Origin of the sequence: Ciceribacter azotifigens (genome assembly GCF_048159625.1) — a bacterium.
In the GTDB taxonomy this organism is placed as follows: domain Bacteria; phylum Pseudomonadota; class Alphaproteobacteria; order Rhizobiales; family Rhizobiaceae; genus Allorhizobium; species Allorhizobium azotifigens.
This window is the reverse complement of record NZ_JBLQTA010000004.1, coordinates 26,068-48,112: the sequence shown is the minus strand read 5'-3', so window position 1 is coordinate 48,112 and position 22,045 is coordinate 26,068. Positions and strand designations below refer to the sequence as shown.

General features: G+C 64.9%; 19 protein-coding genes. 10 read left to right on the top strand and 9 right to left on the bottom strand.

Annotated elements, in window-relative coordinates; genetic code table 11:
- Positions 1–41 precede the first annotated feature (41 nt).
- The 4 genes from ACM6UT_RS07555 (at position 42) to dusA (ending at position 3,465) form a co-directional block, all read left to right on the top strand.
- On the top strand, positions 42–479 hold the full coding sequence (locus ACM6UT_RS07555; protein ID WP_416796739.1) for a DUF1489 family protein: 438 nt from the start codon (positions 42–44) through the stop codon (positions 477–479).
- A 111-nt stretch (positions 480–590) separates the two neighbouring features.
- Complete coding sequence (locus ACM6UT_RS07550) at positions 591–1,706, top strand: thioesterase domain-containing protein (RefSeq protein ID WP_416796738.1); 1,116 nt, start codon at positions 591–593, stop codon at positions 1,704–1,706.
- Between the two features lie 137 nt (positions 1,707–1,843).
- Positions 1,844–2,239 (top strand): (R)-mandelonitrile lyase, encoded by a 396-nt coding sequence (locus ACM6UT_RS07545; protein ID WP_416796737.1) that lies wholly within the window; start codon positions 1,844–1,846, stop codon positions 2,237–2,239.
- A 197-nt stretch (positions 2,240–2,436) separates the two neighbouring features.
- Complete coding sequence (dusA, locus tag ACM6UT_RS07540; RefSeq protein ID WP_416796736.1) at positions 2,437–3,465, top strand: tRNA dihydrouridine(20/20a) synthase DusA; 1,029 nt, start codon at positions 2,437–2,439, stop codon at positions 3,463–3,465.
- A 103-nt stretch (positions 3,466–3,568) separates the two neighbouring features.
- Here the strand turns inward: dusA and ACM6UT_RS07535 are convergent, their stop codons facing one another.
- Positions 3,569–3,781, bottom strand: coding sequence for a cold-shock protein (locus ACM6UT_RS07535; protein WP_114361730.1), 213 nt, complete (start codon positions 3,779–3,781; stop codon positions 3,569–3,571).
- A gap of 460 nt (positions 3,782–4,241) precedes the next feature.
- Here ACM6UT_RS07535 and ACM6UT_RS07530 point away from each other — a divergent pair, with 460 nt between their 5' ends.
- Positions 4,242–4,943: a J domain-containing protein gene (locus ACM6UT_RS07530; RefSeq protein ID WP_416796735.1), complete on the top strand. Its 702-nt coding sequence runs from the start codon at positions 4,242–4,244 to the stop codon at positions 4,941–4,943.
- A 31-nt stretch (positions 4,944–4,974) separates the two neighbouring features.
- Here the strand turns inward: ACM6UT_RS07530 and ACM6UT_RS07525 are convergent, their stop codons facing one another.
- Positions 4,975–5,478, bottom strand: coding sequence for a hypothetical protein (locus ACM6UT_RS07525; RefSeq protein WP_416796734.1), 504 nt, complete (start codon positions 5,476–5,478; stop codon positions 4,975–4,977).
- A gap of 1,170 nt (positions 5,479–6,648) precedes the next feature.
- Between ACM6UT_RS07525 and ACM6UT_RS07520 the strand changes: the two genes are divergently transcribed.
- Complete coding sequence (locus ACM6UT_RS07520; protein WP_416796733.1) at positions 6,649–8,280, top strand: AIPR family protein; 1,632 nt, start codon at positions 6,649–6,651, stop codon at positions 8,278–8,280.
- A gap of 412 nt (positions 8,281–8,692) precedes the next feature.
- On the opposite strand, the gene uvrB is transcribed toward ACM6UT_RS07520, so the two are convergent.
- Positions 8,693–11,941 (bottom strand): excinuclease ABC subunit UvrB, encoded by a 3,249-nt coding sequence (uvrB, locus tag ACM6UT_RS07515; RefSeq protein ID WP_416796732.1) that lies wholly within the window; start codon positions 11,939–11,941, stop codon positions 8,693–8,695.
- 131 nt (positions 11,942–12,072) lie between these two features.
- Entirely contained in the window at positions 12,073–14,070 is a 1,998-nt protein-coding gene (locus ACM6UT_RS07510) for a putative bifunctional diguanylate cyclase/phosphodiesterase (protein ID WP_416796731.1), read from the bottom strand.
- 1,211 nt (positions 14,071–15,281) lie between these two features.
- Between ACM6UT_RS07510 and ACM6UT_RS07505 the strand changes: the two genes are divergently transcribed.
- The gene (locus ACM6UT_RS07505; RefSeq protein ID WP_416796730.1) at positions 15,282–15,635 is read left to right on the top strand and encodes a DMT family protein; all 354 of its coding nucleotides are present in this window, start codon (positions 15,282–15,284) and stop codon (positions 15,633–15,635) included.
- A gap of 160 nt (positions 15,636–15,795) precedes the next feature.
- On the opposite strand, the gene ACM6UT_RS07500 is transcribed toward ACM6UT_RS07505, so the two are convergent.
- A complete protein-coding gene (locus ACM6UT_RS07500) occupies positions 15,796–16,182 on the bottom strand; it encodes an acyl-CoA thioesterase (protein WP_416796729.1) in 387 nt (128 codons plus the stop codon).
- Positions 16,183–16,482: 300 nt separating this feature from the next.
- Between ACM6UT_RS07500 and ACM6UT_RS07495 the strand changes: the two genes are divergently transcribed.
- Together ACM6UT_RS07495 and ACM6UT_RS07490 are read left to right on the top strand one after the other, a co-directional pair.
- Positions 16,483–17,079 (top strand): hypothetical protein, encoded by a 597-nt coding sequence (locus tag ACM6UT_RS07495; protein ID WP_416796728.1) that lies wholly within the window; start codon positions 16,483–16,485, stop codon positions 17,077–17,079.
- A gap of 493 nt (positions 17,080–17,572) precedes the next feature.
- Positions 17,573–18,394, top strand: a complete 822-nt coding sequence (locus tag ACM6UT_RS07490; protein WP_416796727.1) for a sulfite exporter TauE/SafE family protein — start codon at positions 17,573–17,575, stop codon at positions 18,392–18,394.
- 25 nt (positions 18,395–18,419) lie between these two features.
- Here ACM6UT_RS07490 and ACM6UT_RS07485 read toward each other — a convergent pair whose 3' ends face one another.
- The 3 genes from ACM6UT_RS07485 to ACM6UT_RS07475 form a co-directional block, all read right to left on the bottom strand.
- The gene (locus tag ACM6UT_RS07485) at positions 18,420–19,451 is read right to left on the bottom strand and encodes a GlxA family transcriptional regulator (protein ID WP_416796726.1); all 1,032 of its coding nucleotides are present in this window, start codon (positions 19,449–19,451) and stop codon (positions 18,420–18,422) included.
- 288 nt (positions 19,452–19,739) lie between these two features.
- Positions 19,740–19,976 (bottom strand): hypothetical protein, encoded by a 237-nt coding sequence (locus ACM6UT_RS07480; protein ID WP_416796725.1) that lies wholly within the window; start codon positions 19,974–19,976, stop codon positions 19,740–19,742.
- A gap of 96 nt (positions 19,977–20,072) precedes the next feature.
- Positions 20,073–20,273 (bottom strand): hypothetical protein, encoded by a 201-nt coding sequence (locus tag ACM6UT_RS07475; RefSeq protein WP_416796724.1) that lies wholly within the window; start codon positions 20,271–20,273, stop codon positions 20,073–20,075.
- 121 nt (positions 20,274–20,394) lie between these two features.
- On the opposite strand from ACM6UT_RS07475, the gene ACM6UT_RS07470 reads away from it, so the two are divergent.
- Positions 20,395–21,291 carry a LysR family transcriptional regulator gene (locus ACM6UT_RS07470; RefSeq protein ID WP_416796723.1) on the top strand — a complete coding sequence of 299 codons (897 nt, stop codon included), beginning with the start codon at positions 20,395–20,397 and terminating at the stop codon, positions 21,289–21,291.
- A 4-nt stretch (positions 21,292–21,295) separates the two neighbouring features.
- Here the strand turns inward: ACM6UT_RS07470 and ACM6UT_RS07465 are convergent, their stop codons facing one another.
- Positions 21,296–22,030: a pyridoxamine 5'-phosphate oxidase family protein gene (locus tag ACM6UT_RS07465; protein WP_416796722.1), complete on the bottom strand. Its 735-nt coding sequence runs from the start codon at positions 22,028–22,030 to the stop codon at positions 21,296–21,298.
- Positions 22,031–22,045: the final 15 nt, after the last annotated feature.

The following is a 22,045-nucleotide window of genomic DNA, read 5'->3' as shown; positions in this document are numbered from 1 at the left end:
CGGGGCTTGACCGTCCCGCCTAAAGGCGTATCACCGTCCCCATGACACTGCATCTGATCAAGCTCTGCGTCGGCGCGGAGTCGCTCGAGGATCTAAGGCAATGGGTCGCCGAGCGCTCGCTGACGGCCATTGCTGCGGGCCTCGAACCGCATAGCTCCCACGTGACCCGCATGGTGCCCAAGCGTGCGGAAGAACTGCTCGACGGCGGCTCGCTCTACTGGATCATCAAGGGGCAGGTCGCCGCGCGCCAGCGGCTTCTCGACATAAAGACCTTCACCGGCGGCGACGGTATCACCCGTTGCGAGCTGATCCTCGGACCGGAGGTCATAGAGGTGGCGCCAGCGCCGCGCCGTCCCTTCCAGGGCTGGCGCTATCTGGAGGCGGATGCCGCGCCGAGGGACCTCAACGCCTCCGGCGCCGATATCGAGGACATGCCGGACGACCTGCGCCGGGAACTCGCCGAGCTCGGCCTGCTTTAGTACGGAAACGTCCGGGCGCGTCGCTTTAACGGAAGCGAAACGTCCTTCCCCGATCCTACCCCGCAACACATGTGACGGGGGCGTAGGACGGTCGGCGACGAGGTAGCAAAGATGGAGGGGCATCGTGCCACGCGGGTGATGCGGAATGACGCGGCTGCGTTTGAACGCCTTCTCGTGGAGGTCGCCCGCATCGTGCAGCGTCGGGAGGTTTCCGTCGATGCAAGGCTCGTCGACGTCTTCAACATCAACCGCTCGCTGAAATTCATCGACGCCGTCTGGCAGGCGAGCGGCATCGAGCTCGACGTCAACAGCTTCTACCTGTGGCCGACGCTTCGCGAACTCGCGCGTGCCATGGCCGACGGCTCCTGCCGGAACGTGCCGAAACGGATCCGGATTCGCGAGGGCACCTCGCCGGAGGTGCTCATCGTCTTCGCCGGGGGCGCGAGCTGCTTTCTCGAGATGAAGGATTTCGTCAACGCGCTCGCCTTCGACGGGACCGTTTACGGCATGGCGCTCACGCCGTTCGGCCGCCCTGCCGCAACGCCCGCGGTGATCGCCGACGAGGTCGCTGCCTCCCTCGCCGAGCTCGACGCATCGGGCATAGCACCGCCCTACCGTTTCGTCGGCTATTCCTTCGGTGGCCTCGTCGCGCTCGAACTCTCCCGCGCGCTCACCGCCCGCGGTATCGCGGTGGATTTCTTGGGCCTCATCGACAGCCCGCAGAGCGAGCATGCCTGGCCGTTGCGCACATGGCTCGCCTTCGCCGCCGGGCGTCTTCTGTCGGAACGGGGCCGAACCCCGCCCGCGGTCGCCGACGAGGCGTCCGGGGAGGCGTCACCGGCGCGCCGCGGCGGCAGGCTCGCAAAGTGTCGGCGTACGCTGCAGCGTTTCGCCTTTCGCTTCCTTAGCCCCAGAGCTGAATCCTACCCTACCTTCGTGCCGCAATGGCAGGGCGGCTATCCGCCGGCCTATGATGTCGCGGCCCGACAGCTCCTGCGGATGAAGGGGCTCTTCCGCCCATCGCGCTACGAAGGGTCTCTGGTCTTCTACCGGACGGAGGGCGGCTCGCCGGTCGACTGCGATCCCAGGCTCATCTGGGAGGGCCACCTGCCGGCGGCGGAATGGGTCGACGTCTCCGGCAACCACCAGACCATCATGATCGGGCGGCACGCCCGCGCGCTTGCCGCCGACGTCAGCCGCCGGCTCGCCGCGACACTGCAAGCATAGGCCAGGCCGCCGTCATTCGAGGCTCTCGTCCTTGCCGAACCGAGGCCATGTGGAAAAGCGAGCTTTCGGTGAAGCGGCATCTGTGAGAACCTGACCTCCCTGAAGGCGTCCTGACACACGAACCGGGAGCGACAAGCGTGGAAATTCACAGAGCAGGCAGCAGGCCGTCCGCCAGAGGCCCGTCCGAATGGTTTACCGGTACCGTGAGGATCGATCCTCTCTTTGCGGCGAAGGATCCCGCGAGGGCCGCCGGTAACACGGTCACCTTCGAGGCCGGTGCACGAACCGCCTGGCACACCCATCCCCTGGGGCAGGTCATCATCGTGACCTCCGGGGTGGGCCGGGTCCAGCGCTTCGGCGGGCCGGTCGAAGAAATCCGGCCGGGCGACGTCGTATGGTTCGAACCGGGAGAGAAGCACTGGCACGGTGCAGGGCCGACCACGGCGATGACGCACATCGCCATCCAGGAGGCCCTCGGCGGCAGGGCCGTGGACTGGCTTGAGCACGTAACCGACGAAGAATACGGCGCCTGAGCCGTCACCGGTCAGGTTTGCCGGTCGCCACCGACGCGGCCTGCTGCTCGACGGCGGCGCGTTCAACGCGACGTTCCGACCACCCCTCTTTGACGGCCCGTGAAGTTTGTTCTCGCATAGTTGATCCGCCGGCATTACATAGGCGCACGGGCGGATGTTGCTCCGGAACAAGCCTGAACGAAACGGGAAAGAAAGCGTTGCAAGAGCCTGTAAAGAAGGAAAGAACGAGATATTTCAAGGCTCCCGTCTTTGCCGTTGCGCCGATGATCGACTGGACGGATACCCATTGCCGCGTCTTCCACCGGCAGCTCACCCGGCGCGCGCTGCTCTATACCGAGATGATCGTGGCGGACGCGGTGATCCACGGCGATCGCGACCGGCTGCTCGGATACAATCCCGAAGAACATCCGCTCGCGCTGCAGCTCGGCGGCTCGGACCCGGGCAAACTCGCCGAGGCGGTGAGGATCGCCGCCGACTACGGCTATGACGAGATCAACCTCAATGTCGGCTGCCCGTCTGACCGGGTGCAGTCAGGCACCTTCGGCGCCTGCCTGATGCGCACGCCGGAGACGGTGGAACGCTGCGTCGCGGCGATGAAGGCGGCGTCTCCGGTGCCGGTGACGGTGAAGTGCCGGATCGGCGTCGACGATCAGGACCCGCAGGCGGTGCTGCCGGATTTTCTCGCGCGCATGGCGGCGGCGGGGGCGGATGCCATCTGGGTCCACGCCCGCAAGGCGTGGCTGCAGGGATTGTCGCCGAAGGAGAACCGCGACATCCCGCCGCTCGATTATGAACTGGTGCACCGGCTCAAGCGGGAGAACCCCGATCTCTTCCTTGGCATAAACGGCGGCATCCAGACCATCGAGGCGGCGGTCGCTCATCTTCAAGTGATGGACGGGGTGATGCTCGGGCGCGCCGCCTACAACAATGCGACGCTGCTGACGGAGGTTGACGCGGCGATCTACGGCGAGGAAGAGCGGCGCCCGGACTGGCAGGCGGTCTGTGACGCGATGATGGAACACGCGGCCCGGCACATCGCGGGCGGCGGGCGGCTGATCCACGTCACCCGCCACATGGTCGGCCTGTTCCAGGGCTTTGCCGGCGCCAGGCGCTACCGGCAGATTCTCTCCGCCGAGGCGGCACGGCCGGGCGCGGGGCCGGAGGTGATCGCTGCCGCCTTTGCCGCGGTCGACACCGAAGCGGGGCCGAAGCGGGCGGCCGGCTGACGGCGAATCTTTCTCCCGAAACGGAAAACGGCGCCCCGTATGGAGCGCCGCGGTCCGGCCGATAAGGCCGGGAATCATTGCCGGAAACCGGCTGCCGGAGAAATCAGGCGAGCTGGATGTTGACCGCCTTCGGGCCCTTGCCCATGCGGTCGGGCTCCGTGTCGAACGTCACCTGCTGGCCATCCTGCAGGCCCTGCATGCCCGAAGCGTGCAGCGCGGTGATGTGGACGAACACGTCCTTGCTGCCGCCGTCCGGCGTGATGAAGCCGAAGCCCTTGTCCTGGTTGAAGAATTTTACGGTGCCCTTGGTGGCCATGGGATATTCCTTTTCCCTGGTTCGATGGTGTTTCCCGTCTCCGCTGCCGGAGCCGGGGCATTTCGGTCCTCCCGGGAAGGTGAGGACCCGTCGGAAGGCGCGATATCGGGAATGAACGTCTTTCGGCGGGAGAAGGCCCCCAAGGAAGCAACCACGCAGGCGGTCCAAAACGATCGGTTCAGTCTCCGGGATATGTAGCCCGAGCGGCGCACCCTACAGAGGACGCCGCCGAAGGCAAGTGAGAAAAAACTAAAACGGCATCAACACATTTGCAAGCCCCTGAATCCCTTGAGAATTCGGGGGAGGTAGTTACTTTTTTCCGCCTGTCTGCCGCAATCCGGCACCAAAGTGGCACCGGTGCGGCGTCCGCGAATCGTCCGGCGTGCTTGATGCCGCCCCAATCCGGCGGTAGGAAAGCGGGCACGAGAAAACCATCCCGCCACGAAGACAGGTGCCGCCCTTGATCGACCCTTACGCGACGCTCGGACTGGACCGCGACGCCGACGCGGCCGCCATCAAACGGGCCTATCGCCGGCTCGCCAAGACCGCCCATCCGGACGGCGGCGGCGACACTTCCGCCTTCGAGACGGTGACCGCCGCCTACGACCTCCTGCGCGACCCGGTGCGCCGCAAGGTCTACGACGACACCGGCTACGACCCGCAGATGGCCGACGCCCTCGACCTCAAGGGCCTGATGGTGCTCGAAACGCTGGTCAACGACATCATCCTCGACGAGCGCGAGCCCGGCAGCTTCGATCCGGTTGCCGCACTGCGCCGCAAGCTCACCGACGACATCCTGAAGAACCGCTTCCACATCCTCGAACTCGAACGCCACCGCAACCGGGTGCGCCAGCACATGGACCGGCTCGCCCGCCGCCCCGGCGCCGACGTGCTCGGCTCGATGCTGCGCGCCCGCAGCCAATCGATCGCCGAGGCGATCCGCAGCGCCGAGAAGCAGATCGAGGCGATCGAGCAGGCCTATGCGATGATCGAGGGCTATGCCTACGAGCTGGAGCCGCTCGCGCCGCGCCCGACGACAGAGCCGGAGCCGGAGATCGCGGAGACAGAAGCGGCGGACGAAGTTGCAGCCGCCGCCCCGGCGGAAATGCTCGAAACGGCGGGCGTGGCCGAACCGGCCGAGGCGCCGCGCGCCGCCGAATAGGTTCCGCCCCCTCGAATCGCACACCACGGGATCAGCCCGCTCCGTCCTGCGGTAGGGCCTTGAAGAGCCACGGACGGTATCGGCGCTGCTCGGGATCGCAGGCGATCCAGGCGAGGATCCGTGCGCCGTAGAGAGGATGATCGCAGCCAAAGGCCGTCTCAAGCAGAGAGATGGCGCGGCGGCGCTCGTCGATCTCTGCCTCGTGCCCTTCTTCCGGCTCCGGCCAGGGATCGGGCGCGCGGCCGAGCCGGGCGAACTTTGCCGCGAAATCGTCGGGCACCCAGGCGCGGGTCTCCTCGGTGAGGTGGCCGGTGCAGCGTGGCCATGGCAGCGGCGCGAGCGTCCCCATGCAGCGGCCGTGCCGGCGGCAGCGGCGGGTCCGGCAGGTCTTCGTGAGACCCATCATCGCGACGGCGGTGCGCAGCAGAAGCTCCATCGGCGTCTCGGGCAGGGGAAACGGCCCGTCGGTCCGGTCCTCCGGGGCGGGGGCGTCGCTGCCGGGATTTTTCGGGGCAGGGGTGTCGCGGTCGGTCATGGCGTCTCCTCTCTTTGCTGGCTTCGCGGCCGTCCCCCGTCCGGCGGGAGGTGCGTGGGAAAAATGAAAATGCTCCGCCGCCGGTCGGGATGTCTCCCTCCGGGTCGGTCACCTCAGTCTCGGACGCGGCGCCGCGAGGGGCCTGTCAGAGTATGAATATGTGGCTCCTTGCGGCGCCCCGTTCGGCGTTCTTTCCCGCTGCATGCGTCTCTCTGGCAAGGCGGCGCCTTTGCCGGAACTTTGAAGTCTCGACATCGGCCGGCGCGGATCGGCGTCAAGCGCGCATCCGGGTGACGGACCTTCGCTGACGCCTGGCCGGTGACCCCGGGAGGTTCCCGCCGGATGGTACCGTCCGGCCTGACCCTCGCCGGCAGATGGAGGAGCGGCATTTGCGCCGGCTCGTTCCACCCCACCGTCTTTTCGCCAGGGGGCTTTTTCAAGCTCCCGGGCGCCTGTCTGTGTGCCTCCGAGGCACGCCCGCATTCACGGCGGTGAGGGCGAGCCGGTCCGGACCTTCCCGCCTTCCGCCTCCCGCGGGGGGAGACCGTTGCAGCGGCCGGGGCTTTCGACCTGCGACAGTCGTCGACCCCGGCGCCGATCCCGCCTCGCCGGACTTCGCATGGTCCGGTGTATCCGATGGCGGAACGAGGTGATTCTACGACAGGTCGGAAGGGGGGTGAATGAAGATGGGGGGATGGGGATTGATTTTGTTGGGGAATTTTTGTTGAGACCCCGCAGTGGGGCGGTTTTTCCTCTTCTCCCCAGCGGGGAGAAGTGCCGAGCGCAGCGAGGCGATGAGGGGGCGGGATGGCACGGCGCACATTGTCTGGCGAGGGTGAGCGATGTTCCCCCTCATCCGGCCTTCGGCCCGAGGGGAGAAGAGGGAGCACGCGGCGGTGAAGCCAACGACGGCTCCGTTACGCCGTAAAGAGATGGAGGGCGCCGCACGAGGGTTCGGCGTCCTCATGTTCGCGAGCCCGCAGCCCGAGGTGTCAGGCCTTGCCCGCGCGGCCCGCATGTTCTCCCAGTCCCCCGACTTGCCCCCGCGTTTGCGGAGGCTTTTTTGTGGCGGGGGTGTGGTGGCGGGTGGGGTTGTGTTGAGCTCAAAATCGACTTCTAATGGTTCTTCGTAGATGATTTGGCTGCTTTGTCGCGTGAGGTGAGGGACAGATGTACATAGAGAATATCAATCTCCGGCGCTTTTTTACAAAGTTACAGAAGGACGTCGTCCCCTCGTTAGAACGTCCGGTACTGACTGAGGAAAAGCAAGCGTCGCTGGGATTAACTGCGTTGTTCTTGATTTCGTATGCCGGGATGCCAGCCTCAGAAGCAAAGATATTCGTTGTCGACGATGGAGAAGATTTCGGTATCGACGGATTTTTCTTCAATAACTTCACTCAAACATTATATATAGTTCAGTCTAAATTTCGTATAAATCAGACGAAGACCATCTCTCAAGGAGAAATATTGAAATTTAAAAGCGGAGTTGAGAAATTTCTCCAAGGAAAGATTGAAGGTGCTAACGCGAGATTCAAGTTTGCGTACGAGCACATTTCAACGGCTTTAAATGATATAAACACACGCATACATCTGTGCGTTATATGCACATCAACAAAGGAAATGGAAAGCAATGTATTCGGCATAATTGAAGAATATTGTGCGTCACAGAATGTTGTTGATTCGATTTTTAGCTTCGGGTACTTTAAATTCGATCAACTATATCAGATGGCGCGTTTTTTCACTTCCGATAACGCAAATAATGTTGAGGTAAAACTGTACTCATACGGCTCTGTAACCGAACCTTATAAGGCGTATTACGGGTATGTTGATGGGGTGGAAGTCGCATCTTGGGTGAAAAAATACGGCGCATCCCTTTTTGAGCAGAATGTTCGCTTCACCTTGCAAGGTACCGACGTTAACGAGGGTATCTTAGATACTATCCAGCACGAACCGGAGAAGTTTTGGTACTTCAACAACGGAATAACTGCGATAGCGGCCGAAGCGGTAGCGGTCCCGAGCGACACCAATCCGAAGACCATAAAAACTAAATCAATGAGCATCGTTAACGGAGCCCAGACCGCAGGAATGCTCTCGCGTGCGGCTGACGAAAGTTTAGACCTCTCCAAGGTTAAGGTTCAATTTCGTGTAATATCCCTTTCTGATGCAGGGCCCGGCTTCGATGAAAATGTAACGCGGGCTAACAACACGCAAAACGAATTGAATCCCCTAGATTTCGTTTCGCTTGATCCTCGACAGGATCTCTTAAGAAATGAATTGGCTGGTTTAGGATACGACTATGTATTCAAGAGGGGTTACGAATCTTCCGGAGATAAGCCGGTGATTGAGGTAAAAGATGCCGCTGTTGCTCTGGCTTGTGCCGATTCAGATATCTCAATATCTGTACAGGCAAAGCGATATGTTTCGGGTTTGTGGAGTAACATAAAGGGGCCGCCTTACACGAAAGTGTTCCGCGAAGGTTTGTCGGGTCAGAGGCTTCTTGCTGTATGGACAGTATACAAAACGTGCGATCGCGTTATCAAGCAGGTCAAGCAGGGGCTTGCTCGAGAAGAGGCGCTCATACTAACTCACGGGGACAAATTCATAACGCATTGCGTATTTAAAATAATCGATAGAGATTCGCTTGATTTAAACGACGAAGAGAAAATATCGAAAATCTGTGGCGTAGTATCTGAGCTTCTTCCGAAAGTATTTTCGTCCGAATCTACGTCTTATCCTGCGACAGCTTTCAAAAATCAACGCGTTCAGGAGATTTTTCTAAGGTCCATTCTGGCGACTATATGAACCAACCCGGCACCTGTTTGGGACCTCCACACGGTTCCTCGCAGGAGCGGGCGCCGGGGCGGGCGCGGATGATGGGTCCTCGGGTCGAGCCCGAGGAGGGGTCGTCGGACCCCTCCCCAAATCTCGCCGCAGGAGGGAGGGACTCCCCCTCATCCGCCCTTCGGGCACCTTCTCCCCGCGGGGGAGAAGGGACTCGCGGCACCGCCGTCGACCGTTCCTCTCCCCCCTGAGGGAGAGGTTACAAAATCAACAGCTTAGCCGAAGGCTAAGTGTTAGATTTTGTTGGTGAGGGGGTATTCATTGACCCGAGTTCCAGTCCTGCCCCCCTCACTTGGAATTTCTAACACTTAGCCTACGGCTAAGATGTTGAAATTCCATTCTCCCCCGCCAAGGGGGGAGAAGGGACTCGCGGTCACCGTCCCGGCCGGCCGGTCTTGCCCTTGGTGCGGCCCTTCTTTTTCTGGTCCGCCGGGTCCTCGTAGGAGCCGGCGCCGGGGCGGGCGCGGATGATCGGGCGCGGGTCGTCGGAGGCATTTGACCCCCTCACCAAGTTCGCCTCGCCAATCGGCTTCGCCTCTTGGGGCGAACTATCCTCTCCCTCAAGGGGAGAGGAGGGTGCGCGCGGCTTCTCGGGGACCTTGCCGGTCACCGGTTTTTCGGTGCGGCCGACGGTCATTTCGTCGAGGGTGTTCTTGCGGAACAGGGACTTGCCGGCCGGGACGGCGCCGTCGGCGCCCATCTCGTCCAGTGAGGGTTTGGCGAAGTAGCTGCCCTTGCCCTCCGGGCGGCCGGTTTTCGAGCGCGAGGAGAGGGAGATGCGGGGTTCACCGGAAGACCCCTCCCCAACCCTCCCCACAGGGGGGAGGGAGTTCGTCGCGCCTGCCGCGGCCTCCCGGTCTCCCCCCTTGTGGGGGAGATGGCCCGAAGGGCCAGAGGGGGTCTGTTCCGCACTCGCCGCCAGACTTGATTGCTTCCCTCTCGTGCCTTCGGCACTCGCCGCCTCCTGCCTTGCCATCGGGTCGTCCATGGCGGCGAGTTCGACGGCCTTGAGGCGCTTGATTTCGTCGCGGAGCCGCGCGGCGGTCTCGAAGTCGAGGTCGGCGGCGGCGTCGCGCATCTGCTTTTCGAGCGCGTTGAGGTGGGCCTGGAGGTTGGCGCCGACGAGGTGGCCGCCATCGGCGAAACCCTTGCCGCCGACGCCGGAAATGTCGGCGCGGACGTGGTCGCGCTCGTAGACGGAATCGAGGATGTCCGAGATGCGGGCCTTGACCGATTCCGGCGTGATGCCGTGCTCGATGTTGTAGGCCATCTGCTTTTCGCGGCGGCGCGACGTCTCGTCCATCGCTCGCTGCATGGAGCCGGTGATCTGGTCGGCATAGAGGATGACCTTGCCGTCGACGTTTCGCGCGGCGCGGCCGATGGTCTGGATCAGCGAGGTTTCGGAGCGCAGGAAGCCTTCCTTGTCGGCGTCGAGGATGGCGACGAAGCCGCATTCGGGGATGTCGAGGCCCTCGCGCAAGAGGTTGATGCCGACCAGTACGTCGAAGGCGCCGAGGCGCAGGTCGCGGATGATCTCGATGCGCTCCAGCGTGTCGATGTCGGAATGCATGTAGCGGACGCGCACGCCCTGCTCGTGCAGGTATTCGGTCAGGTCCTCGGCCATGCGCTTGGTGAGCACGGTGACCAGCGTGCGGTAACCCCTGAGCGCCGTGTCGCGGATCTCGCCGAGCACGTCGTCGACCTGGGTCTTGGCCGCGCGGACCTCGACCGGCGGGTCGATGAGGCCGGTCGGGCGGATCACCTGCTCGGCGAAGACTCCGCCGGACTGGTCGAGCTCCCAGCCGCCGGGGGTGGCGGAGACGGCGACCGTCTGCGGGCGCATGGCGTCCCATTCCTCGAAGCGGAGCGGGCGGTTGTCCATGCAGGACGGCAGGCGGAAGCCGTATTCGGCCAGCGTCGCCTTGCGGCGGAAGTCGCCGCGATACATGCCGCCGATCTGCGGGATGGTGACGTGGGACTCGTCGATGAAGATCAGCGCGTCGTCGGGGATGTATTCGAAGAGGGTCGGCGGCGGCTCGCCGGGCTTGCGGCCGGTGAGATACCGCGAATAGTTCTCGATGCCGGCGCAGGAGCCGGTGGCCTCCAGCATCTCGACGTCGTAGCGGGTGCGCTGTTCCAGCCGCTGGGCTTCGAGCAGGCGGCCGGCGGCCTCGAGCTCGGCGAGCCGGCCCTTCAGCTCGTCCTTGATCGCCTTGATGGCGGCGTTCAGCGTCGGCCGCGGCGTGACATAGTGCGAGTTGGCGTAGATCTTCACCGTCTGCATGTCGCCGGTCTTCTGGCCGGTCAGCGGGTCGAACTCGGTGATCGCCTCGATCTCGTCGCCCCACATGGTGATGCGCCAGGCGGCATCCTCGAGGTGGGCGGGGAAGATCTCGATGGTATCGCCGCGGACGCGGAAGGAGCCGCGGGTGAAGTTGATGTCCTGGCGCTTGTACTGCTGGGCGACGAGGTCGGCCAGAAGCTGGCGCTGGTCGAGGCGGTCGCCGACATTCATCTGGAAGGTCATCGCCGTATAGGTCTCGACCGAACCGATACCGTAGATGCAGGAGACGGAGGCGACGATGATGCAGTCGTCGCGTTCGAGGATGGCGCGGGTGGCGGCGTGGCGCATCCGGTCGATCTGCTCGTTGATCGACGATTCCTTCTCAATATAGGTGTCGGAGCGCGGGACGTAGGCCTCCGGCTGGTAGTAGTCGTAATAGGAGACGAAATACTCGACCGCGTTGTCGGGGAAGAAGTTCTTGAACTCCGAATAGAGCTGGGCGGCGAGCGTCTTGTTGGGCGCGAGGATGACCGCCGGGCGCTGGGTCGCCTCGATCACCTTGGCCATGGTGAAGGTCTTGCCGGAGCCGGTGACGCCGAGCAGGACCTGGGTGCGGTCGCCGGAATTCAGCCCCTCGACGAGGTCCTTGATGGCGGTCGGCTGGTCGCCGGCCGGCTGGTAGTCGGACTGCATGCGGATGGCGATGCCGCCCTCCGACTTCTCCGGCCGGGCGGGGCGGTGCGGCACCCAGATCTCGCCGTTCTTGAACAGCGGATTGCCGCTCTCGATGAGTTTCGACAGCGCGTCGACGGTGGCGGTGACGCCGCCCTTGGCGAGCGCGCCCGCCTCCTCCAGCGAGACGTCGAGCCCGGCGACCGGATTGAGGCCGGCGGCGGCACGGGTCTTCGGGTCGGACGAGGCGCCGATCGACACGCCGCGGGAGGTTTTGGAGGCGGTCGCTTTCGTGCTCACGGCGGCGGCCGTCTGGCCGCTGCGCTTCGCTCTGGCTGCAGCTTCCACCTGTTCGGTGTGCTTGCGTGCCTCGTTCTCGACCTTCTTGCGATGCTTGCCGGCCTTCGAGGCGATGTCGCGCTGGCTCTCGACCGTGGAGGCTTCCGCCTCCGCCTCGAGCTGCTTCACCCAGTCGGCGACGGAACCGGCGAGCGGCGCGCCCTCGAACGCAGCCTGCGGCGCCTCTTCAAATCCATTCCCTGCATTCACGGCCGCATCGCCCGTCGGGCGGGCCTCCATGCGGGGCGCGGAATCGTCCGCGACGGGCACTTGCCCTTGCCGGGCTTCGCCCGGGCGGGCGGCGGGATTCTTCGGTGTCTTGGCCATGCGCCGAATATGGAGAAACGGCCGGCGGATGGAAAGGGGCGGCGGCGAAAAAACGAGTACAAAAAGGAAACACGGTGCAGGCTGCTGACAGGAACTGTCAGGACGGAGATCGCCGTTCGCTGGCGAACGTGTCAGGCGACCGCGCGGTTGTCCTCCGTCGCGGCGGGGCGGTCCGCGCCGAGCCAGCCGAAGAGGGCGGCGGGCGGCATCGGACGGGCGAAATGGTAGCCCTGGGCGACGCGGCATCCGAGCAGCGCCAGCACCTCGGCATCCTCGGCGGTCTCCACACCCTCGACGACGATGTCGAGCGCCAACGCATGGCCGAGGCCGACGAGGGCGGCGATGAGGCTCTGGTTGGTGCGCGAGCCGGCGACGCCCTTGACGAAGCTGCGGTCGATCTTCAGCCGGTCGACCTTGAGGTCGATCAGGTAGGCGAGGGAGGAATGGCCCATGCCGAAATCATCGACGGCGAGCTTGTAGCCGGCGTTCTCCAGCCGCTTCAGCTGCTCGCCGGCGCCTTCGGTATCGAGCGTCGCCTCTTCGGTGATCTCGATCTCGAGCAGGGCGGGATTGATGCCGCGGGGCCCGGCGACCTGGGCGAGCATGTCGGCGACGCAGTAGAGCGAGAATTCCCGCGGGGAGATGTTGAGGGCGACGGTCGCCTCCGGCAGGCCGAGCGACGGCAGGCGGCTCAGCAGGTCGCAAACGGCGGTGGCGACGTGCCCGGTCAGGGCTTCGGCAAGATGCTGCGAATGGGCGGCCTGGACGACCTCCGGCGGCGAGATCGGGCCGAGACGCGGATGGGTCCAGCGCAGCAGAGCCTCGAAGCCGGTCACCGCGCCGGTGTCGAGCCGCACCTGCGGCTGGAACCACGCCTCGACCGAGCCGTCGCGGATCGCCTCGGCGAGGTCCTGTTCGACCGCGTGCTGCCGCTCGATGCGGGCCTTCAGCGCCGGATCGAATTCGCGGATGCGGCGGCGGCCGCGATCCTTGGCCTCGTAGAGCGCCATGTCGGCGAAGGCCATGAGTTCCTCCGCGCTCGACGCCTGCGCCGGGAAGCAGGCGAGGCCGGCGCTGAGGCCGATCACGGCGGAGGTTCCGCCGACCGGCACCGGCTCCCGGCTGGCATCCTGCAACTGCTTGGCATACGAAAGTGCGCGCCGGCGGGCATCGCCGCCGGTGAGGATGATGCCGAATTCATCGCCGCCGAGGCGGGCGACGAGACCGTCCTCGCCGATGACGCGGCGCAGGCGTCGGCCGACTTCCGTCAGCACGGCGTCGCCGGCGCTATGGCCGAAGGAATCGTTGATCGACTTGAAACGGTCGAGATCGAGAAGTAGCAGGGCGACCGGCTCGTCGACGGCGACCGCGCGGGCGACGTCGCCGCCGAGGCGGCTGTTGAAATGGGTACGGTTCGCAAGCCCGGTGATCGGGTCGCAATTGGCGAGCACTTCCAGGCGTCCGTTCTTGCGCAGGATGTCGCCGTGGGCGTCGGAAAGAGAATGGGCGAGATCGGTCGCCTGCAGCTTGGCGAGCTCGTTGCTGGCGAACACCTGCTCGGCGGACATGCTGTGGCGGTAGAGGACCGTCATCAGGGCAACGACATCGACCGCCAGCACGAGCGAGGCGGAGTTGCCGGAAAGCACAAGCGAGACGAGCATCGAGAGCATGAGCGGCGTCGCGAAGGCCACGGCGAGCTGGCTGTAGCCGATGCCCTTGATGATCGCGCCGGAGACCGTGCCGACCATGATGAGGAAGAGGGCGGCGTCGCGGCCGGAGCCTTCGAAGCCATCGACGGAAAAAGGCAGGGCGCTCCAGGCGAGACCGGAAACGAAGGCGCCGAACGACAGCAGCGTGAGAGCATCCCCGGGCCGGCGCGCCATCATGCCGCTGCGGATGCAGCCTGCGGCCGCGATATAGCGGAAGGCGAGCGTCAGCAGCACGATGGCCGCCCAGACGCTGACGCCGAGCGAAAGTCCGTGATTGATGATCGCGATGCCGGCCGTCGAAAGGGTGACGAAGCCGTTGAAGAGCAGTGTCGAGGTGTGGCTGGACATCATCAGCTCGGCCTGGAAACGGACCAACTCGGCCTGATGCTGTTCCTTACGGGAACCGATGCTCGTATCCACTCTTCCCCCCGCCCGTCCGTTTCTTGGTGTCTTGTCCGGGACAACGTCTTCGATGCAAGCATGAGGCGCGTGTAATAAAATTCGCTTAACGGTGGTGACGGATTGCCGCAGGGGAGCCGATCGCGCAAAGTACCGTCAAAATGGCTAAACCTCAGATTTCGCAAGAGAGGGCTCAGTCCGGATCGTGCCACGACAACCGAGCCCCTCACCTGAAAAATCTGAGGTTTAGGCGGCTTGCGCGGACCTCAAGCCCTCGATTCTTCTTCCTCTCCCGCAGGGGGAGAGGTGGGGAGATAGACGCGGCGGGGTTCACCCTCCCCTTGAGGCGGGGTTCGAAGAACGGGTTGAGACACGCGGCTCAACCCGGAGGACCGCAGGTCCGGGGTGGGGTGATCCGTGATGTCGTCACCCCCACCCGCGCGTTCTGCGCGACCTCCCCCCTCAAGGGGGAGGTGGGTGCTCGTCGCGGGGACACCCCCTCTGCCCCGCCGGGCGCTCGTCGCTGCGATCGATCCACTGGATCGGTTGCCCGGCTGCCGGTCGCTTCTCACCCCCAAAGGGGAGATCGGTGGGGGAGGCGTTGCAGTCAGGCGTGAGTGCGAAGGTAAGGGACGCAACGAGCGTCTTTGGATCCTCGGGTCAAGCCCGAGGATGACGGGAGTGTGCGGGAATCGTGGTGCCCAAAGAAGCCTTGCGATGCCCTGACGCGATCGGGAAGGCTGAGGTGGTACCCGAGATTGATGCCAAGAACGTGCGCAGACCTCTCGGTGGGGCACCTCTTGCAATACGCGAAAGGTTGTCATCCTCGGGCTTGACCCGAGGATCCACGCCGTATTGCTGGTCGCGCGAGGGCCTTTTCGGTGGTGCGGAGGAGAGTACTTTCGGCTCGAGGACTCCGGCTTCGGGCCGGAGTGAAGGTGGAAGAGTTGGGCGGCGCGATACCGAGCCCCTCACCTGAAAAATCTGAGGTTTAGGCGGCTTGCGCACGCCTAAGCCCTCGATTTTTCTTCCTCCCCCGCAAGGGGGGAGGTGGGATCGTACCGGCGCCGTCCCGCAAGAGGCGGAGCAGTTCCCGGCTCCGGGGAAGGGGCAGGCGATCCGGACGGAAAAGTGCTTGGTATTTTACCGCCCTTCGGACAGTTTGTTTGCCGTTCCGGCGATTCGCGGCAGCGGTCGCGGGGCTTGCTCCCACTCAGTCATTCCGGTGTTTCATGCCCACTCTTCTCAATCCGGCGGCGATCTGGCCGATCGTTCTGCTGTCCCTTTCCAACGTGTTCATGACGTTTGCCTGGTACGGCCACCTGAAGTTCCGCCACAGCGCGATCTTCGCCGCGATCCTCGTCAGCTGGGGGATCGCCTTCTTCGAATACTGCCTCGCGGTGCCGGCAAACCGCATCGGCGCGCAGGTCTATTCCGCTGCCCAGCTGAAAACCATCCAGGAGGTGATCACCCTGCTGGTCTTCTCCGGCTTCTCGGTCTTCTGGCTGAAGGAATCTCTGACCTGGGGCCATGCCGCGGGCTTCGCGCTGATCGCGCTCGGCGCTGCGCTGATCTTCCGGGCGTGAGGGGCCTGAGGGAGTCCGTGGATCCTCGGGTCAAGCCCGAGGATGACGACCTTTCATGTGCCGCCGGGTGCCTCGGACATATCTCTGTACTGGAAGGCCTCCGCTTTGGACACCAAGGGAGAGGCGACTCGGCGCACCCGCCAAGGGGGGAAGCCTCTCGTCAGGCTGCCGGAACCGGGGTCGGGTTGCCGGCGGCGTCGAGCGCCACCATGACGAAGGTGGCGGCGGTGACCTTTTCCATCGAGTGGGTGAGGTAGCGCTGCGCCCAGACCTCGACGGAGAGCGTGATCGAGGTGCGGCCAACCCTGGCGATATCCGTATAGACGCAGAGCGTATCGCCGATCTTGACCGGCATGTCGAAGGCCATCTCCTTGACCGCCGCAGTAACGACGCGGCCGCGGGCGCGCTCGGCGGCGCGGATACCGCAGGCGAGGTCCATCTGCGCCATGACCCAGCCGCCGAAGATGTCGCCGGCGGCGTTGGCGTCGCCGGGCATGGCAAGGGTGCGCAGGGTGAGTTCGCCACAGGGCCTGGCGGTGTCGGTCATGATGTCGATTCCTTCGTTTCGTGGCATGTGCCGGCGGGCCGGAGATTGCCGCGGCCGCGCTCGCATGGGCCGGACTCCGGTACTGCAGAACCGCAGGACAATGCTGCCGGACCTGATTAGGCAAAATCGCCCGTCTCCGCAATTGCGACCCTCGAAGGGGAGACTTGTCTCCGGCGCAAGGGTGCAGCGGCCGCGATCCGCCCGGCCTGCGCGAGAGGGACAACGAAACGTTTACGGCTTGTCCGTAAGCTTTTTGCGAGAACTTGCCGGATGGCCGGCGGCGGCAGAGTGGGTCCTGGTATGGCGTTCGTTTCCTTTCTGCAGCGTTCGATGCTGGTGCTGGCGTCCGGAACGGCGCTGGCCGGATGCATGTCCGACGAACTGATCCCGCCGGCGGAGATCGGCGACACCTCCGATTCGGCCATGCTCGAAGGGCCGGTCGGGGCGGAGACTTCCGGCCGCCGGCTGATCGGCCGGGTGGGGCGTGTCGACCGCGAGGAGGTGGAGGAGAGCGCCTATTCCGCGAACCCTGTCCGCAACAACGGTGCGCAGGCGATCGACTATCTCGACACACCCAATCTCGCAGGGACCAACAGCGGTCAGGCGGCGGCCATGCCGGTCGCGAGCGCGCCGCTCGACGATGCCCCCGATCAGGCGTCGGCCGGAAACGGCGGCGATGCCTATGCCGTTCCCGAGGAGGGGATCAACATCGACGCCGGGCTCGGCGTGGCGGGCGGCGATGCGGCTGCGGCGGAAGAGACGGCCGAGCCGGTGCCGACCGGGCCGATGACGATCGTCGAAAGCAATACCGAGCAGCCGGTGGTCGACGGGATCGGCACCGACAACCCGGTCATCGTGCAGCCCGGAGCGCCGCAGACGGCGGACGGCGAGCTGTAGCCGATCGGGCGGCGGGCGTACCGCCAGCGCCCCGCGCGGCCTTGCGGCGGCGCGCAGATGGATTAAGCCCATAATACCAAGTCTCGATGATATGAACCGATTGCGCCGGATGATTTTGGTTTCCGGCTAGGAGAAAACCGCAATCGGACCTCGTGGTCCGGTGAGGATTTTCGACGACGACCGGGGAGCAAAGTCGTCCGGTCCTCCGGATGGGCCGGATTTCGCCCGCCGGCTTTGTCGCAATCCTCGCGCGATGCTTCGGCATCGCTCTGCGGTATGCTTCGCGCCGGACGGACGTCTCCGGTCCCACGCAATCGGTTCATATCATCGAGACTTGGTATGACCTCGACGGCCTGCGTGCGGCGGATCGGCTCCGGCCGCGCCCGCGGGCCGAAATCCGATACCTGACCCGTGACGGCCGGGAGAGGGCGCACGGGCGTGCCGGCGGTGCCTCGTCTCCCGCGCGGCCGACGCGGGCGCCGAAGGAAAGCTCATGTCGACCTTGCCCGATCTCGTCTTTTTCGCCGTGCTGCTGGTCTTCGCCGGGGCGCTTGCCGGACTGCTGGCCGGCCTGCTCGGCATCGGCGGCGGCGCCGTGCTGGTGCCGGTCTTTTACCAGGTCTTCGGCTATGTGGGCATCGATCCGGCCGTCATCATGCATCTGGCGGTCGGGACGTCGACGGCGATCATCGTGCCGACCTCGATCCGCTCCTTCACCGCGCACCGCAAGCGCGGCGTGGTCGACATGGAACTGCTGAAGGGCTGGATCGTCGCGGTGCCGCTGGGCGCGGTGCTGGCGACCGTCGTCGTCTCGCATGCGTCGAGCGAAATGCTGCGGCTGATCTTCGCCGTGATCGCGCTGATGCTCGCCGCCCGCATGATCTTCCTGACCAACCGTCTGCACCTCGGCGACGACCTGCCCGGCGAGCCGGCACGCTTCGCCGTCGGCACGGCTTTCGGTGTGATCTCCGGGCTGATGGGGATCGGCGGCGGCGTGCTCAACAATACCTTCATGACGCTCTACCGGCGGCCGATCCACCAGGCGGTGGCGACGTCTTCCGGCGTCGGCGTGCTGATCTCGATCCCGGCGCTGATCGGCTATATCGCGGCCGGCTGGGGCGAGGCGGGGCTGCCGCCGCTCTCCACCGGCTTCGTCAACTGGATCGCGTTCGCGCTGATCATACCGGTGGCGATGGTGGTGACGCCGATCGGGGCACGGCTGGCGCATGCGATGAGCAAACGGCAGCTGGAATTCGGTTTCGCCGCCTTCCTGATCGTCGTTTCGCTGCGCTTCTTCTGGAGCCTCTACGGCTGAGGCGGCTTACGCCGCCACAAGCGGTTTATGCCGCCACCGCCGTGGTCGTCGGCCCGGCGGTGCGCGCCGACATCAGCTTGCGCTCGGCCCGCTCCTGCTGCGGAGAGCGGTTGTAGACCTCGCGATAGCACTTGGAGAAGTGCGAGGCGGAGACGAAGCCGCAGGCGACCGCCACCTCGACGACCGGCATCGATGACTGCACCAGCAGATGGCGGGCGCGGTCGAGGCGGATTTCGAGATAGTAGCGGGCGGGCGAGCGACCCATTTCCTGGCGGAAGAGGCGCTCGATCTGGCGGCGGGAAAGACCGGCGTGATCGGCGATCTCCAGAAGCGACAGCGGCTCGGAGAGATTGCTCTCCATGAGTTCGATGATCGAGAGGACCTTGCCGTTCTGGACGCCGAGGCGGGCGCGAAGCGGCAGGCGCTGGCGGTCGTTGGCGCTGCGCACGCGGTCGGTCAGGTGCTGCTCGCAGACGCGGTTGACGAGGCCTTCGCCGAAATCCTGGCCGATGAGGTTCAGCATCATGTCGAGCGAGGCGGTGCCGCCAGCGCAGGTATAGAGATTGCCGTCGACCTCGTAGAGATCGGCATAGACCTCGGCCTGCGGGAAGCTCTCGGAGAAGCCCGGCAGGTTCTCCCAGTGGATGGCGCAGCGCTTGCCGTTGAGGAGGCCTGCCTGGGCCAGCACATGGGCGCCGGTACAGAGGCTGCCGACGGCGGCGCCGCGGTTATAGGCCTCGCGCAGCCAGGCATTGACCGACTTGTTGGAGAAGGTCTCGACGTCGATGCCCGAACAGACGAGCACCATGCTCGGCCTGTTCTCGCCCGAGAGGAAGCGGCGCTCGTCGGCAAGCGCGGTGTTGACCTCGATGCCGATGCCGCTCGAGGAGAGCACCCGCTGGCCGTCGGCCGAGGCGATGCGCCATTCGTAGGCGTCATAGCCGAGCATGCGGTTGGCGATGCGCAGCGTCTCGACGGCGCCGGCAAACGGCAGCAGCGTGAACTGCGGCACGAGGAAGAAGACGAGGGAACGTTTCTTGAGTGGGCTTTTGCTCATGGCGGCAATCCGGATCAGGCGGCGATGCCTATTCCTCGCTGGGAAACGGTCACCTCGATATCCTTAAAGCGACATGATCGTAAAGGAAAGCGACATCCACACTCCGGGAGGCGCGAAATAGCGACATTTCCTGATGCAGGACGGCCGTCCCTATATCCCGTTCCCGCCGCAAACCGGCCGGCGGGCGGATATCCCGGGAATTGCAAGGCGTTGCACACACATCTGGCGGATGCGTGCGTGCGCCTTCCGCCGGGAGACGGCGGCGGGCGGGCCGCCGCCATGTCGCAATCAGGCGCGTGAGCGTGCGGATCGTGCCGGACGCTGCTGCGGAATGGCGGAAGGCCAGCCGATGTCCTTGCGCAGGTCGAGCGGCATGCCCTCCAGCGCGCGTTCCGTGCGGCGGCGGTCGTGCCAACGGCGCAGCTGCGTCGCGGCGGAGGCGAGAGGGGCCGTGAGTGCGGCCAGAGAGAGAGGCCGCCGGAATGTCCGGCTGCCGGCGGTGGTGCCGAAGCTTGCCAGTGTCATGGTGATCTCCTCGTTTCTGCAACGCCTGCGCCGCAGACGTTGCCGGTATGCCCTCCGTGCATTCATCAATCAAACGAATGTTTCTGATGCCTGAAATCACATCCAGTGATGCGTTTCCCGGTGATAGGCCTCCGTCCGGCGGACGATCTCGGGCCAGCCGACATCCCTTTGCACGGAGCGCGGCAGGGCTTCCATCAGCCGGATGCTGCGCCGGCGCGCGTTGCGGGCGGCGATCTTCCTCAGCGCGCGGGTGACGCCGAGATCCGGGATTTTCTGCGAGAGCGATGTGAACCGCATGGCTTCCTCCTTCAGCGATGACTGTATGAGGGAAGGATGAACCGCGATTGACATTCAAGCAAACGAAATGATATGTTGGTTACATTCAAATTAATTGATTTAGCCACCGACGGAGCCCACGATGACTCTGACAATGCGCCAACCCCTGCCGCTGCTCGACAACGATGTGCTGAGAACGTTCGTCGCGATCGCCGAGACCGGCAGCTTCACCACCGCGGCCGATACCGTCTTCCGGACGCCGTCGGCGGTTTCCATGCAGATCAAGAAGCTCGAGGAACAGCTCGACACGACGCTCTTCCTGCGCGACGCCCGTTCGGTGACGCTGACGGAGAGCGGCGAGACGCTGTTGCCCTATGCCCGGCGGATGCTGGCGCTCTCCAACGAGGCGGTCGGCCGCTTCCGCATGCCCGAGATGAAGGGCGTGGTTCGGCTCGGCGCGCCGGACGACATCGGTGAACGGTTCATGCCGACGATCCTCAAGCGCTTCGCCGAGGTCTATCCGCTGATCATGGTCGACCTGACCGTCGACAGCAGCGGGGCGCTGCGCCGGCGGCTCGCCGAACAACGGCTCGACCTGACGCTCATCAATACCGCGCCCGGAACGACCTCGATCGAGGGCGAGGTGGTGCACAAGGAGCAGCTGGTCTGGGCCGCCGCCAAATGCGGCACAGCGCATCTGCGCGATCCGCTGCCGGTGTCGATCTGGGAGGACGGCTGCTGCTGGCGGGCGGACGCGCTGTCGAGGCTTGACCGCGACAAGCGGCCCTACCGGATCGCCTATCTCTCCGCCCACAGCATGGCGCAGCGCGCCGCGGTGATCGCCGACCTCGCCGTCGCGCCGCTGCCGCGCAGCTACCTGACCGCCGACATGGTGGCGCTCGGCTCCAAGCACGGACTTCCCGATCTCGGCAGCTTCGAGGTCCGCCTGCTCAAGGGGCAGGAAACCTCGGAGACGATCGACGCGGTGGCCGACAGCATCCGCTACGCCTATTCCGAGATGATCGGGATGGCCGCCTGACACATCAGCCTTCGTCCGCCGTGCGCTCATAGAGCGACTGGCTTTCGGTGAGCACGTCGTCGAGCCTGCGGCCCTCGCGAAAATGCGCAAGGTGGGCGGGGAAGGCGACGCCCGGCGGAACGTGCGGCGAAATTTCCGGGGCGCCGATCACCGTCTGGACCGGAATGACGCCGGCCCAGGCGGGATGGCCGTAATCCGCCTCGTCGTCGCCCACACCCTTGGCGCGCGCCTTCGCCGAGGCTTCCTCGATCTCCATGCCGATGACCATGGTCGCCTTCAGCTCCTGCGCGTCGTCGGGGCGGAGTTCGGCGGTGCGGCCGGGATAGAAGCGGTCGACAATCGCCTTCAGGGCGTGCGCCTTCTCTTCCGGTTCCTCGACGATGTGCGCCGTGCCGAAGCACATGGCGGAGCGGTAATTGGCGGAATGGTTGAAGCCGGAGCGGGCGAGCACCAGGCCGTCGAGATGACTGACGGTGAGGCAGACAGGCGTGCCTTTCTTCAACTGCCGCAGCATGCGGCTTGCCGACGAGCCGTGCCAGTAGAGCCGGTCGCCCTCGCGCCAGTGGATGGTCGGCGTACAGAAGGGCTGTCCGTCGATCACGTAGGCGACGTGGCAGAGGAAGGCGGCGTCGAGGATCGGATAGATCACCGCCCGATCGTAGCTGCCGCGCTCGTGCAGGCGCCTGATGCGGTTTTTCGGGCTGACGGGGAAGGCGGTTTGTCTCGGCTGCTCGTTCATTGCGGATTCTCGCTT